Annotated in this window: 14 protein-coding genes; 9 read left to right on the top strand and 5 right to left on the bottom strand. The window is 71.4% G+C overall.

Going from position 1 to position 14005, the window contains the following annotated elements:
• Positions 1-16: 16 nt before the first annotated feature.
• The 4 genes from ABZ707_RS10635 to ABZ707_RS10620 all read left to right on the top strand — a co-directional run bounded on the left by ABZ707_RS10635 (position 17) and on the right by ABZ707_RS10620 (position 5313).
• Positions 17-973, top strand: coding sequence for an asparaginase (locus ABZ707_RS10635; protein ID WP_360171366.1), 957 nt, complete (start codon positions 17-19; stop codon positions 971-973).
• A 102-nt stretch (positions 974-1075) separates the two neighbouring features.
• On the top strand, positions 1076-2317 hold the full coding sequence (locus ABZ707_RS10630; RefSeq protein WP_360171045.1) for a GNAT family N-acetyltransferase: 1242 nt from the start codon (positions 1076-1078) through the stop codon (positions 2315-2317).
• Positions 2318-2395: 78 nt separating this feature from the next.
• The gene (locus ABZ707_RS10625; protein WP_360171042.1) at positions 2396-3055 is read left to right on the top strand and encodes a TetR family transcriptional regulator; all 660 of its coding nucleotides are present in this window, start codon (positions 2396-2398) and stop codon (positions 3053-3055) included.
• Between the two features lie 77 nt (positions 3056-3132).
• Positions 3133-5313 (top strand): AAA family ATPase, encoded by a 2181-nt coding sequence (locus tag ABZ707_RS10620; protein ID WP_360171039.1) that lies wholly within the window; start codon positions 3133-3135, stop codon positions 5311-5313.
• On the opposite strand, the gene ABZ707_RS10615 is transcribed toward ABZ707_RS10620, so the two are convergent.
• Positions 5291-5707 carry a VOC family protein gene (locus tag ABZ707_RS10615; protein ID WP_360171036.1) on the bottom strand — a complete coding sequence of 139 codons (417 nt, stop codon included), beginning with the start codon at positions 5705-5707 and terminating at the stop codon, positions 5291-5293. The two genes, ABZ707_RS10620 and ABZ707_RS10615, sit on opposite strands and share 23 nt — an antisense overlap.
• A 10-nt stretch (positions 5708-5717) precedes the next feature.
• Positions 5718-6137: a helix-turn-helix transcriptional regulator gene (locus ABZ707_RS10610; protein WP_360171033.1), complete on the bottom strand. Its 420-nt coding sequence runs from the start codon at positions 6135-6137 to the stop codon at positions 5718-5720.
• A gap of 169 nt (positions 6138-6306) precedes the next feature.
• On the opposite strand from ABZ707_RS10610, the gene ABZ707_RS10605 reads away from it, so the two are divergent.
• The 5 genes from ABZ707_RS10605 (at position 6307) to ABZ707_RS10585 (ending at position 12248) form a co-directional block, all read left to right on the top strand.
• Positions 6307-6630 (top strand): MiAMP1 family antimicrobial peptide, encoded by a 324-nt coding sequence (locus ABZ707_RS10605; RefSeq protein WP_360171030.1) that lies wholly within the window; start codon positions 6307-6309, stop codon positions 6628-6630.
• Positions 6631-7147: 517 nt separating this feature from the next.
• Positions 7148-7900 carry a DUF4232 domain-containing protein gene (locus tag ABZ707_RS10600; RefSeq protein ID WP_360171027.1) on the top strand — a complete coding sequence of 251 codons (753 nt, stop codon included), beginning with the start codon at positions 7148-7150 and terminating at the stop codon, positions 7898-7900.
• A gap of 213 nt (positions 7901-8113) precedes the next feature.
• Positions 8114-8707, top strand: a complete 594-nt coding sequence (locus tag ABZ707_RS10595) for a DinB family protein (RefSeq protein WP_360171024.1) — start codon at positions 8114-8116, stop codon at positions 8705-8707.
• A 400-nt stretch (positions 8708-9107) separates the two neighbouring features.
• Complete coding sequence (helR, locus tag ABZ707_RS10590; RefSeq protein WP_360171021.1) at positions 9108-11255, top strand: RNA polymerase recycling motor ATPase HelR; 2148 nt, start codon at positions 9108-9110, stop codon at positions 11253-11255.
• A 126-nt stretch (positions 11256-11381) separates the two neighbouring features.
• Positions 11382-12248, top strand: a complete 867-nt coding sequence (locus tag ABZ707_RS10585) for an AraC family transcriptional regulator (RefSeq protein WP_360171018.1) — start codon at positions 11382-11384, stop codon at positions 12246-12248.
• A gap of 164 nt (positions 12249-12412) precedes the next feature.
• Here the strand turns inward: ABZ707_RS10585 and ABZ707_RS10580 are convergent, their stop codons facing one another.
• The 3 genes from ABZ707_RS10580 to ABZ707_RS10570 all read right to left on the bottom strand — a co-directional run bounded on the left by ABZ707_RS10580 (position 12413) and on the right by ABZ707_RS10570 (position 13824).
• A complete protein-coding gene (locus ABZ707_RS10580; protein ID WP_360171015.1) occupies positions 12413-12700 on the bottom strand; it encodes a hypothetical protein in 288 nt (95 codons plus the stop codon).
• Positions 12701-12990: 290 nt separating this feature from the next.
• Positions 12991-13623 carry a helix-turn-helix domain-containing protein gene (locus ABZ707_RS10575; protein WP_360171012.1) on the bottom strand — a complete coding sequence of 211 codons (633 nt, stop codon included), beginning with the start codon at positions 13621-13623 and terminating at the stop codon, positions 12991-12993.
• Between the two features lie 39 nt (positions 13624-13662).
• On the bottom strand, positions 13663-13824 hold the full coding sequence (locus ABZ707_RS10570) for a hypothetical protein (protein ID WP_360171009.1): 162 nt from the start codon (positions 13822-13824) through the stop codon (positions 13663-13665).
• Positions 13825-14005 lie beyond the last annotated feature (181 nt).

Here is a 14005-nt window from a genome sequence, read left to right as displayed (position 1 = left end):
CCCCGGAAGGCTGATGATGACCAGCGCCACCGCCATACCCCCGGTCCTCGCGGAAGCCGTGCGGTCCGGTTTTGTCGAGAGCCGCCATCGGGGGTCGCTGGTGCTGCTCGCCGCCGACGGCGCGGTGGAGCTGGAGGTCGGTGATCCGGCCGCGCCGGTCTTTCCCCGCTCCAGCAACAAGCCGATGCAGGCGGCGGCCGTGCTGCGGGCCGGACTCGAACTGTCGGGTGAGCGGCTGGCCCTGGCGTCCGCGAGCCACTCGGGCGAGGCCTTCCACCTCGCTCTGGTCCGGGAGATGCTCGCCGAGTACGGGCTGACGGACGCCGACCTGGGGACGCCGCCGGATCTGCCGCTGGACCCGGTCGAGGCGGAGGCATATCTCGCCGCCGGCCTGGCGCGCGACCGCGTCGTCATGAACTGCTCGGGCAAGCACACGGCGATGCTGGCGGCCTGCGCGCTGAACGGCTGGCCGACGGACAGCTATCTGGACCAGGGCCATCCGCTCCAGCGCCTGGTGCGCACGGTGGTCGAGGAGGCGGCGGGCGAGCGGGTCTCCGCCGTGGGCACGGACGGCTGCGGCGCGCCGCTGATGGCGCTCAGCCTCACCGGACTGGCCCGTGCCTTCCGGCACTTCGTGCTGGCCGCGCCGGGCACGCCGGAACGGCGGGTGGCGGACGCGATGCGCGCCCACCCCGAGTTTGTCGCGGGCACGCGCCGCCCCGACACCTGGCTGATGCGGGAGGTGCCGGGCACGCTCTCCAAGATGGGCGCCGAGGCGGTCCAGGCGGTGGCGCTGCCGGACGGCCGTGCGCTGGCCTTCAAGATCGACGACGGCGGGACACGGGCGCTCGGTCCTGTCCTGGCCCGCGCGCTCGGGCTGCTGGGCGTGGACGCCGAGGTGGTGGGCCGGATCGGGCGGGCGCCGCTGCTGGGCGGCGGCGGTGAGGTCGGCGGGGTCCGCGCGGCGTTCTGAGCGAGGTGGCGCCGGCCGGGCGGACGGCGCCGGGCAGGTGCGGGCGCGCGCGGGTGAAAAACGGGGTGCGGGCGGGCAAACGCACCGCCTAGCTTGGTGACCATGAATCCTGAGGTCCGTCATGTCACCGAGTCCGAGTATCCCGACTGGGTGCGCGCCATGGACACCGGGTTTCTTCGCCCGCCGGTCATGTCGGACGAGGCGATGGCCGGGCGGCTCGCCAGTACCGATCTGAACCGTACGCGGGGCGCGTTCGACGACGGACGCTGTGTGGCGACCTTCCGGTCCTTCACCCAGGAGCTCACCGTGGTCGGCGGCGCCGTGCTGACGGCGGACGCGATCTCCAATGTCACCGTCTCGCCCACACACCGCCGGCGCGGGCTGCTCAGCCGGATGATGGCCGCCGATCTGGCCGCAGCCCGGGAGCGCGGTGACGCCGTGGCCACGCTGATCGCCGCCGAGTACCCGATCTACGGCCGGTACGGTTTCGGCCCGGCCACCTCGATCACCGAGTGGTCGATCGACGTACCGCGCGCGGGTCTGGACCCGCGCTGGGCGGGCCCGGCGGACGGCGGCCGGATCGACCTGGCCGACGGCGCGGACGTACGGAAATTCGGCCCCGAGTTCCACGACCGTTTCCGGGCCCTCCAGCCCGGCGCGATCGACCGCGACGAGCGCTGGTGGCAGCTCAACACCGGCCAGGCGCCCAGCGCTCACCCCTGGACCGAGCCGTTCTACGCGGTCTACCGCTCGGCGGCCGGTGAGATCGAGGGCCTGGCCGTCTATACCGCCGACGCCGCCTGGGGCGACGCCAAGCAGCCGCTGAACACCGCGTCCGTACGGCGGCTGACCGCGCTGACCCCGGCCGCGGAGCGCGCCCTGTGGCAGTTCATCTGCTCGATCGACTGGGTCACCACCGTGAGGACGGGGTGCCGCGCGCCGGACGACCTGCTGCCGCACTTCCTTCCCGACCCGCGTGCCGCGCGCGTCGTGTCCCACGCCGACTATCTGTGGGTGCGGATCCTCGATGTCGTACGGGCCCTGGAGGCCCGTACCTACGCCGTACCGGGCACCCTGGTGCTGGAGATCCACGACGACGGCGGGCCGGCGGGCGGCCGTTTCCGGCTGGACGCCTCCCCGGCCGGGGCCGGCTGCGCCCCGACCACGGAGTCGCCCGACATCGCCCTGGGGGCTCGGGAGCTGGGCGCGCTGTACCTGGGAGACGCGTCGGCGGTGCGGCTGGCCGCACTGGGCGTCCTGACCGAGGAGAGGCCCGGCGCGGCGGCGCTCGCGGAATCGCTCTTCCGTACAGCCCGGCGGCCCTGGTGCCCGGACATCTTCTGACGCCCGGACGCCCGCTGGGCGGGACCGCGGCCGGTGCTCGGTCCGGTCGGGGGGCGGCGCTGCGTACGCTTTATGGTCATGAACGGCGACGACGGTAACGAGGACCGCGGCAGCGGCCTGGGCCAGGACTCCGGCCTCGGGCTGCGGGAGCGCAAGAAGCGGCAGCGGCACCGGGTCATCTCCGACGCGGCGATCGCGCTCTTCCTCGCGAAGGGCTTCGACGCCGTCTCCGTCGCCGAGGTCGCGGCGGCGGCCGGGATCTCCAAGCCGACCCTCTTCCGGTACTTCCCGGCCAAGGAGGATCTGGCGCTGCACCGGTTCGCCGACCATGAGGACGAGGCGGCCCGGGTGGTGTCGGGACGGCCCGGCGGGGTCCGCCCGCTGGACGCCCTGCGGCGGCATTTCCTGGCCGGTCTCGACCGGCGCGATCCGGTGACCGGGCTCAATGACGACGAGCGTGTGCTCGCCTATCACCGGCTGCTGTACGGGACGCCGAGCCTGGTCGCCCGGCTCTACGCGTACCAGCGGCGCTCCGAGGAGGCGCTGGCCGGGGCGCTCGGCGGCGGGATCGAGGGCGCGCTCGGGGCCGGGCAGATCATCGCCGTACAGCGGATTCTCGCGCTGGAGAACTGGCGTCGGATCGCCGCCGGGGAGACGGCCGCGGAGGTCCGTCCCGACGCGGTGGCCGCCGCGGAGCTGGCGTTCGGGCGGCTGCGCGACGGGCTCAGCCTCTGGTGAGGATCCGGCGCGGCGATGTCGTAAGGCATAGTGATACTCGGTTAAGTTTTTAACTCGGTTGCGTTATTCTCGATGGAATGACGGCACCCCACCCTGACCTCGCCGGCGAACTCGACCGCGAACGGACCTACCACGAGACCTGCCGCGCCGCGCTGACCGGCATGGTCGGCGACGCCCACGAACAGGTCGTCACCGGTGAGAACGCCTTCGCCTCCGGCGCCGACGCCGAGGTGCTCGGCCGCCATCTGCGCAGCCGTGCCAAGGAGCTGCGGCTGGAGCCGGACGGCCCGCTCTTCTTCGGCCGCCTGGACTTCTCGGCCCCGGCCGGAGAAGCGGACGACGACGAGCACACCGCCGGCGGCCACAGCGGGCAGAGCTACCACATCGGCCGCCGCCGGATCAGCGCACACCCCTCCGCCCCGCCGCTGGTCATCGACTGGCGCGCACCCGTCTCACGCGCCTTCTACCGGGCGAGCGCGCGCGATCCGCAGGGCGTGGCCGTGCGCCGCCGGTTCGGCTGGGCCCCCTGGAGTACCGGGGAGCCGGACGACCTGACCAGCCTGGAGGACGAGCGTCTGACACCCGGCTCACGGCCGGGAGCGGAGGGCGGGACGGACAGTGAAGCCCGGGGCGCGGCGGGAAGCGGCACCGGCGGCGCGATCCTCACCGGTGAGATCGAGCGTCCCCGCGTCGGCCCGATGCGCGACATCGCGGCCACCATCCAGCCCGAACAGGACGACCTCGTACGGGCCGGACTCGCCGAGTCCCTCTGTGTCCAGGGCGCTCCCGGCACCGGAAAGACCGCCGTCGGCCTGCATCGCGCCGCGTATCTCCTCTACACCCACCCGCAGCGGATCCAGCGCGGAGGTCTGCTGATCCTCGGCCCCAACCGCACCTTCCTCTCCTACATCGCCGAGGTGCTGCCCGCCCTCGGTGAGACCGGAGTCCGCCAGTCGACGATCGCCGACGAGATCGCCCGCCACCCGGTGGGTACGCAGGACACCGAGGCCGCCGCCGTCGTCAAACACGACGCCCGGATGGCCGAGGTGCTGCGCCGGGCGCTGTACGGGAGGGTCGCCGCGCCCGCCGGGCCGCTCACCGTCCCCGACGGCTCGTACCGCTGGCGGGTCGGGCTCGAAGAGCTGGAGCGCCTCGTCGACGAGGTGCGGGCCGAGGCGCCTCCGTACGCCGTGGGCCGGGAGCGGGTGCGCAGCCGCGCCGTCCGGGCGGTCCAGCTCCAGGCGGAGCGCCGGGCGGGTCCGAAGTCCGCGCTCTGGGCGCGGCGGGTCGGCCGGTCGCGTGCCGTCACCTCATACCTCGACACGGTCTGGCCCCGGGCCACGCCCGAGGAGGTGCTGGCGGAGCTGCTCGCCGATCCGGCGCGCTGGGCGGCCGGTGTCCTCACCGCGGGGGAGCAGCGGGCGATCCGGCGGACACCGCCGGGGCGCGGCCCCGTGATCACCGCGCGGACGGCCAGGACGCTGCCGTGGTCGGCCGCGGATCTGGTGCTGCTGGACGAACTCGCCGGCCTGCTCGAACACCCCGAGGGCTACGGCCATCTCGTCATCGACGAGGCACAGGACCTCTCTCCGATGGAGTGCCGCGCGATCGCCCGCCGGGCGCGTTTCGGCTCACTGACCGTGCTGGGCGACCTGGCCCAGGGCACCACCCCCTGGGCCGCGCGCTCCTGGCCCGGACTCCTGGCCCACCTCGGCAGACCGGAGGCCGCGGTGGTCTCGCTGACCACCGGCTTCCGGGTGCCGGGGGCCGTCGTGGAGATGGCCAACCGGCTGCTGGCGACGCTGGACGTCGATGTACCACCGGCCAGTTCCCTGCGTGGAGACGGTCAACTGACGATCCGTCAGGCCGGTGAGCTGACCGGCGCCGTGACCGAGGCGGTCCGGGCCGCGCTCGCGCACGAGGGCTCGATCGGGGTGATCGCGGCGGGCCCCGAGGCGGAGCGGCTCCGTACGGCCCTGGCGGCGGCCGGCATCGCCACGGCGGCGGCGGACGACATCGGCGCCGAGGCCGCCCGGGTGACCGTGCTGCCCGCGACGGCGGCGAAGGGCCTGGAGTACGACCATGTCGTCCTGGCCGAGCCGGCAGCCGTCGTGGCGGCGGAGGCGCGCGGGCCGCACCGGCTGTATGTGGCCCTGACCCGCGCGGTGTCGCGCCTCGACATCGTGCACACCCGCCCGCTGCCGGCGGCGCTGGCCGGGACGGTCCCCCCTGAGGTCACGCGGCGCGGGGCTGGGTGAAGCGCAGCATATTGCCGGAGGGGTCGCGGAAGGCGCAGTCGCGGACGCCGTAGGGCTGGTCGACCGGCTCCTGGAGCACCTCGCCGCCGGCGGCCTGGATGTGTTCGAAGGTGGCGTCGCAGTCCTCGGTCGCGAAGATGACGCCGCGCATCAGGCCCTTGGCCATCAGCTCCGCTACCGCCTTCTTGTCGGCGGGTGAGGCGTTCGGGTTCGCGACGGGCGGTTCGAGGACGATGTTCACGTCCGGCTGGGACGGCGAGCCGACCGTCACCCAGCGCATCCCCTCGAACCCGACGTCATTGCGTACCTCAAGGCCGAGAATGTCGCGGTAGAAGGCGAGGGCCTTGTCGTGGTCGTCAACTGCGATGAAGCACTGCGAAAGCGTGATGTCCATACCGATCACGCTACGGGCGGGCGGCTGAGGGCGCTTCTCGATTCCTGACCGGTCGCGTCATGATCTTGGCGATGCAGGCCGGGACGGCCGCGCCCTGGTCATGACCCCGGGACCGGTAGGCGCTGGGGCTCTCGCCGACCAGTTCGGTGAACCGCGAGCTGAACGACCCCAGCGACGAGCACCCGACCGCGAAACAGACCTCCGTCACCGACAGATCACCACGGCGCAGCAGCGCCTTGGCCCGCTCGATCCGGCGGGTCATCAGGTAGCTGTACGGGGTCTCACCGAAGGCGGCGCGGAAGCTGCGGGAGAAATGTCCGGGCGACATGAGCGCGGTACGCGCCAGCGCCGGGACGTCGAGCGGTCGCGCGTAGTCGCGGTCCATCAGGTCGCGGGCCTGGCGCAGCCGGACCAGGTCGGCTTGGGTCACCGCCCCAGCATCGCACGCCGCCCGACGGGCGTGCCCGGGTACCGGGGGCGCGTATGCCGACCGGTGCGCGCTCTCGGCCCGCGCCCGCCTGCTACCGACAACTGGTAACTCTCAGTCTTCAGTTGGGTACTGATGGTGATGTACCGCACCACGCACCGTTGGGAGTCCCATGCGTCACCGTCATGCTCTCCGTTCCGTTGTCACCACCGCGGTGATGACCTCCGTACTGGCCCTGGGCACAAGCACGGCCTTCGCGAGCAGTTTCCTGAGCTGGGAGGGCCCGCAGGACACCGGCCGGGCCAAGCAGATCTCGCCCTGCGGCTGCAGCAACATCGATCCCAACTTCCGCGCGGCCTACCGGTTCGACCACACCGGCCAGGACGCGACCATGTACAACAGCAGAGGTTGCCGGGGGGTGAGCCATTACACCTTCAGGGGCGACGCGCACAGTGCCAAGCCGTTCGGCTGGCGAAGCATCTTCATCCACTGCTGACCGGTCCCGCTGACCGGTCCCGCTGACCGGTCCCGCTGACCGGTCCCGCTGACCGGTCCCGCTGACCGGTCCCGCTGACCGGTCCCGCTGACCGGCACCCGCGGCCCTGCTCCTCCTCCAGGGGGCAGGGCCGCGGGTGTCTTCGCCGTGTCGCCGCCGGCCCACACGGCTCGCGTCACCCGCCGATCCGCGAAGACCGACCGGACGGGATGCGGCTCACGGGCCCCGGCCCGTCCCGGAAGACCGTTCCAGGGGCTTGGTATCTCCGCAGGTCAGAGCGGGTTTTTTCATTCCGGCGTCCCATTCTCCCGGTGGATGGTTGCCGCTGGGACAGCGCGGGCCGAAAGCTGTGACCAGACAGCAGCACCGGCCCGGGAAACGCCGTCGCTTCGACGACCGCGTCCCTTGCCGTTGTCGCCGTTGTCACCTCTCTGACTCTCCGAGCCCACCGCGCCGTCGCATCACCGCGTCCGGTGCGGGCGGCGGGCTCGATCCAACCGACACGGGAAGAAGAATCATGCGCAAGCACCGCATCCGTACCACCGCCCTGGCCGCCACCGCCCTCGTCGCCGCCCTGTCACTGACCGCGTGCCAGGACGCGGACACCGGCGCCGCGAAGTCCTCTTCCTCCGCCCCCGTGGAGGGCGCGGCCACCACAACCGGCTCCGCCGCGGACGCCACCGGTCCTGACACCTCTCAGGGCTCCGGCACCGAGGACAAGGAGAGCGCGAGCAAGGGAAACGGCAGCGGCAACGGCTCGGGCGACAAGGCCGGTACGGGCAGCAGCGCCTCGGGCAGCGGTGGCGCCTCCGGCCTCAACGCGGGCTACCACAGCGGCGGCTCCGGCAGCGGTGACAAGCCCGGTTACGGGCAGGTCTGCGGCGCCAACGACATCTCCTGGAGCACCAGGGCCGAGAGCCAGGCCGGCGGATACATCCTGATCATCGCGAAGGCCAACCCCGGTATCACCTGTGTCCTGCCCAGCGGGCTCCCGACAGTGGCCTTCGGATCCGACGGTACGCAGGCGCGCCCGGCGGAGCAGGTCGCCGGCGACCAGATCACCCTGACCAGGGGCGTCACCGTCTACGCGGGCGTCAACCCGAAGACCACCGCGGACAACGGCGGCAAGGAGCTGGACAGCATCATCGTCGCCATCGGCAACGACGACCCCAACCCGGTCTCCCTGCCGGTCGGCCCGATCACCGTCGACAAGCCGATCGTCACCAACTGGCACACCTCGGCGGCGGACGCCGTGCCTTTCTCCTCCTGACAGTTCGCGGCAAGGCAACCGGACCCGCTGCGGCCGCACCACGGCCGCAACGGGTCCGCCCGGGTGCTCCGGGTCCGGGGGCCGCCGCCGTCTCCGCCGGTCCGGGCGACCCCGCTTTCCCGCGAGCGGTGGGAAAGGCCATGGAAAACAGACCAGGAAAAGGCCAGGGGAAAAGACGGTGGACAGGGATCGCGTGAGCGGCAGACTTGCCCCATGACCGCATCGGATGCCAAGGCCGACCTTCATTTTTACCTCCAGTCCGCCCGCGACGCCCTGCTGTGGAAGCTCGAAGGGCTTTCGGAGTACGACGCCCGCCGCCCGCTGACGCCGACCGGCACCAACATCCTGGGCCTGGTGAAACACGTGGCAGGCGTGGAGCTGGGCTACCTCGGCGACACCTTCGGACGGCCGTCCGGCGAGCCGCAGCCCTGGCTCGACGACGGTGCCGAGCCCAACGACGACATGTGGGCCACCGCCGACGAGTCACGCGAGGACATCGTGGGGCTCTACCGCCGGGCGTGGGCGCACGCGGACGCCACGATCGACGCACTGGCCCTGGACACCACCGGCAGGGTGCCGTGGTGGCCGAGCGACAGGGACGAGGTGACGTTGCATCATGCCATTGTGCGCGTGATCGCCGACACGCACCGGCACGCCGGGCACGCCGACATCGTCCGGGAGCTGGTGGACGGTGCCGTGGGGATGAACAAGGGCAACGACGGCATGGCGCCGGGCGATTCGGCGTGGTGGAAGGAGCACCGGAACCGGCTGGAGCGGACAGCTCAGGAGGCCGACCGGAACGCGTGACATCGGGCCGGGACTCGGGCCGGGCCGAACGCGTGATGACGCACTGGGACGAACGCGTGACGGCGGGCCCGAGTGAGACGCCGACGCCCGACGTATCGGCGGCGCGGCGAGGCGCTTGCTCCGTGAGGAAGAGGTCCGTCGACGGCCGACGAAGGAGGAAAGGGGGATACCCACCTCTTTCCACTCTCAACGTATAGCGCACCGGGGGGCTTGCGGCAAGACCCCGGTCATGCCGGAGAATCGCCCGACCGAGGCCGGAAGCCACGGAATCGAGACTCGCGACCTGCGTGTGTTGCCATGTCGGGCGGAGCGTCGACCGTCACGGCCACCTGGGCCGTCGCACCGTCCAGACGCCTCACCGCGCGCACCGCCGCACGCGACCTCATATCGGAGCTGATGAGTGAATCCCCTGACCACCAGTGCGTTCGACCTTCCCGACCGCCTCTCGCCCAAGGCCGACCCGGCGCTGATCGCCGCCGACGAGCAGCATTTCGCGGCCATCGCGGAGTGCCTTGAGGAAACGATCGCCGAGCTGTCCGACCGCCTCGACGCCGAGCGCAGGGCGCCCGGTGGCGCCGGACGGCAGGCGATGGACCGGGATGTGGAGATCCACCGGCTGACCTCTCGCCTGCGCGCGCTGCGCCGCTTCGGTCTGGACCTGTGCCTCGGACACATGGTCGGTGCGGACAACCCCGAGCCCGTCTACGTCGGACGGCTCGGCCTCACGGACAGCACGGGCCGCCGGCTGCTGCTCGACTGGCGCTCTCCGGCGGTCGAGCCGTTCTTCGGAGCCACCCACGCCAACCCGATGGGCCTGGCCAGCCGCCGCAGGTATCGCTGGACCCGCGGCCGGATCAGCGACTACTGGGACGAGGTGTTCACCCCGGACGGCTTCGACGGGCACGCCGCCCTCGACGACCAGTCCGCCTTCATCGCCAGCCTGGGCGGCAACCGGTCGACCCGGATGCGCGACGTGCTCGGCACCATCCAGGCCGACCAGGACGCCATCATCCGCGCGGGATCCCGGGGCGCTCTTGTTGTCGACGGCGGTCCCGGCACGGGGAAGACGGTCGTCGCGCTGCACCGGTCCGCCTACCTCCTCTACTCCGACCCCCGTCTCGGCCACCGCAGGGGCGGTGTGCTGTTCGTCGGCCCGCACCAGCCCTATCTGGGCTATGTCGCCGACGTCCTCCCCAGCCTGGGAGAGGAGGGCGTACAGATCTGCACCCTGCGGGATCTCGTGGCCGAGGGGGCCGAGGCAGTGGTGGAGGCCGACCCGGACGTGGCCCTCCTGAAGTCGTCCGCGACGCTGGTCAAGGCGATCGAGACGGCCGTCAGATTCTACGAGGAGCCCCCCACCACCGGGATGACGGTGGTGACCCACTGGTCCGACATCCGGCTGAGCGCCGACGACTGGGCTGTGGCGTTCGAAGCGGCGGAACCCGGCACGCCGCACAACGAGGCGCGCGAGCAGGTCTGGGAGGAACTGCTCGCGATCCTGGTGGACAAGCACGAAGGTGATGTCTCGCCGGACCTGCTCCGCACGTCGCTGCGGCAGAACCGGGAGCTGCGCACGGCCTTCAACCGCGCCTGGCCGCTGATCGAAGCGGCGGACCTGGTCAAGGACCTGTGGTCGGTACCCGCCTACCTGCGCAAGTGCGCTCCCTGGCTCAGCCCCGACGACGTCCGGCGGCTGCGGCGCGCGGAGACCCAGCCCTGGACGGTGTCCGACCTGCCTCTCCTGGACGCGGCGCGGCAGCGGCTCGGCGATCCGGAGGCGTCACGGCGTAAGCGCCGGCACACCGCCGCCGTCGCCGCCGAAAGCGAGCGCATGGCCAAGGTCGTCGACGCCCTGCTGCAGACCGATGACGACGGCGAAGGTGTGGTGACGATGCTGCACGGCCAGGACATGCGGGACACCCTGGTCGACGAGTCCGTGTCGCCCAGCACCGAACCGGACCTGCTGGCCGGCCCGTTCGCGCACGTCGTCGTGGACGAGGCGCAGGAGCTGACCGACGCGGAGTGGCAGATGCTGCTGCTCCGGTGCCCCTCCCGGAGCTTCACCATCGTCGGCGACCGTGCCCAGGCCAGGCACGGCTTCACGGAGTCGTGGCAGGAACGGCTTGAGCGGATCGGGCTCGACCGGGTCACCCTGGCCTCCCTGAGCGTCAACTACCGGACGCCGGAAGAAATCATGGCGGAGGCCGAGCCGGTCATCCGGGCCGTGCTCCCGGACGCCAATGTGCCGACCTCGATCCGCAGCAGCGGCATCCCCGTCGTACACGGACCCGCTGCGGATCTGAACTCGGTCCTGGACACCTGGCTGGCGGCGCACGCCGACGGGATCGCCTGCGTCATCGGCGATCCCGCGTTCCGGACGACGTCCCGCGTCCGGTCGCTGACCCCGGAGCTGACGAAAGGACTTGAGTTCGACCTGGTCGTCCTCGTCGACCCGGAGGAATTCGGCAAGGACATCGAAGGAGCGGTGGACCGCTATGTCGCGATGACCCGGGCGACGCAGCAACTCGTCATCCTCACCAGCTCCTGAGTCGGCCGCGCGCGGCTCGGACGTTCCGGGCGGCCTGCGCATCCGACGTCATCGGGCACAGGATGTCGGGTCCGGGGCGGTAGGCGCTGCCTAACGTGGTGATCGTCAAGAGGAAGGGTCCCGGGCATGCTGGAGCGGCTGAACCAGGCCATGGAGCACATCGAGCGCCATCTCGACCAGGACATCCAGGCGGACGAGCTGGCACGCATCGCGGCCACCTCGGAGTACCACCTGCGCCGGATGTTCTCCGCGCTCGCGGGCATCCCGCTGTCGGAGTACATCCGGCGCCGTCGGCTCACCCTCGCGGGCGCCGAAGTACTCGCGGGGCGAGAGACGCTGCTGGAGATCGCGGTGCGCTACGGCTACGGCTCCGGCGAGGCGTTCGCGCGGGCGTTCCGTGCCATGCACGGCATCGGGCCGGGCGAGGCCCGGCGTACCGGTGCCGCGCTCAGCTCCCAGTCCCGGATGGCCTTCCACCTCACCGTCGAAGGGAGTGTCAGTATGCGCTACCGCGTTGTCGACAAGGCGGACTTCACCGTCGTCGGGCTCAAGGCCCGTATACCGCTCATCCATTCCGGGCCGAACCGGGCGATCATGGACTTCGTCCGAGGGATCGACCCCCAGACCCTGGAGGCCCTGGACACGCTGTCGGACCAGGAGCCGCGCGGCATTGTCGCGGTCTGCGACGACCTGGACCCCAGCCGCGCCGAGGGCACCGAACTCGACTACTACCACGGCGTGATCACGTCCGCGGCCGCTCCCGAGGGCACGACCACGCTGGCGGTCCCGGCCGGCACCTGGGCGGTCTTCACCACTTCCGGGCCGGCGCCGCAGGCCATCCAGGAGCTGTGGCGGGACGTCTTCACCGAGTGGTTCCCGTCGAACCCGTACCGCAGCCGCACCGGCCCCGAGATTCTGCGCACCCGCCTGTCGCCGGAGAAGACCGAGGCCGACGCCGAACTGTGGCTCCCGGTGGAGCCCGAGCGCGGCTGAACGGGGCGGCAAGCCGCCCGCGCGGCCCGACGAGCCGTGTCCTGTCTCGGACGAGCCCGGGGAGTGCGGGCTCTGACCTGGAAGGCCCGGACGTGGCTGAGACGTTGGGGGTCCGATGTCTCGGAGGAGTCCGGGCCTTTCTGGTGTTCGCCATCGCCTTCCCCTCACCGGGGCATGGTGTGAGTCGCGAAGACCTCATTGACATGCTTCGCGAACAGACCCCGGCATGCGGCTCTGCTCGTGACGCCTTGATTGCCGGGGGTACCTTCGTCGTATGGGACGGTCTGGTCCCTGCCAACCGGCACGCGGGTGTGTTCGGGATCCGAATCCGCACGGCCGATGGGCGTGGCCACACAATCGACGGCCTTGCCGCCACCGTCGACATCCTCCGGCAGGCCGGGGGAGAGCTCTTCCGTACTGGCTGCATTGACGCACATGTCGTCGGTGTTCACGATCTTCCTGAACTCCTCAGCGACAGCAGTGGTTGCCTGCCCAGGCGGCCCCCGGTCCACGCCCCTGCAAACGCCAGCCGACGCCCCCGAGTGGCAACGAGCCTGCTTACGTGTCAACTCTCGTGCTTCGGCGCATCTCGGCCGAGGTGGCGTGACCCGATCAATGCCAACTAGCTCTGCGAAGTGACAACTATCGCGAACAGTCACAGAGCGCTGTGACGTAGCACTTCATCTGGCGGATGGGCGGTCGAGCTGGCGGGGCTGGGGGCATGAGATGGCGGTCCGCTCTCTCATGTGCGCCGGCCCGCCCCGGAAACCGGCTGCGGTTCGGCTGCGCCGGTGGAGTGTGCGGAGGGGTGGGTGACGGCCCATGCCGCCTCGATCATCCGGAAGGTCTCGTCGAGCGCGGCCTGCGGATCGGCCGCCTCACGGGCCAGCGAATAGGCGTCGATCACGAATCTGGCGATGGCCCGGCAGGCCGTGGTGGTCCGTGACAGGGCGGGATCGGCGGCCATGGCTGTTGCCAGTGCCTCTGCATGGCGCAGCCTCATGGACTCCTCGTACTCCCGCAGGGCGGGTGATGCGTCGATCATGTGCCAGATCGGGGTGGCGCTGTCCGCCGTGCAATGTCGCACCAGGGCCTGGACCTCGCGGCGCAGCGCGGGGATGAGCGGCTCGTGCGCCCGGTCGGTGACCGCCCGTGTGAGGCGTAGCTCGAAGTCTTCGTCCTGCTCGAACACCAGGGCCTCTTTCGAGGCGAAGTGGGAGAAGACCGTGGTGACGGCCACGTCGGCCTCGGCGGCCACGTCACGGATGCCCACCGCGTCGAAGCCGCGTTCCAGGAAGAGCCGCAGGGCGGTGTCGGCGATCTTCTGGCGGGTCGCGGCTTTCTTGCGCTCACGGCGCCCGTTCGGCACGGTCATGTAGTGACACTACCAGATATGAAACGCTACCCGTTAGCTTTACTTTCTGCCGCCAAGGCTCCGATCGGTGTGGCCGGGGTGTCCGTTAACGATCTGCTCGAACTCGAAGGTGTGCGCGATCGCCTGGTCGGCGCCGGACCGGTCCGTCAGGCCGGCGTCTTGGAGAGCATTGGGCAAGCTCAGCGCGGCGGGTTCAGTCATCGCGCTGGGCGGGGTTCCTAGTGCCGAAGTCGGCGATGGCGTAGTCGAGATCGGTGAGGTTGGTGGCGTGCGCGGCTCTCTGGAGGCGGGTGAGGCCCGGTGTCCCGCCGTCCGGTGGTTGCTGCGCCTGGGCCCTGACTGCCCGCCCGCGCCCTGGGAGCGAAGTGCGGGCGGGCAGCTG

This window comes from Streptomyces sp. NPDC006923, assembly GCF_040635655.1.
Classification (GTDB): Bacteria; Actinomycetota; Actinomycetes; order Streptomycetales; family Streptomycetaceae; genus Streptomyces.
This window is presented reverse-complemented; position numbering and strand designations above follow the sequence as displayed.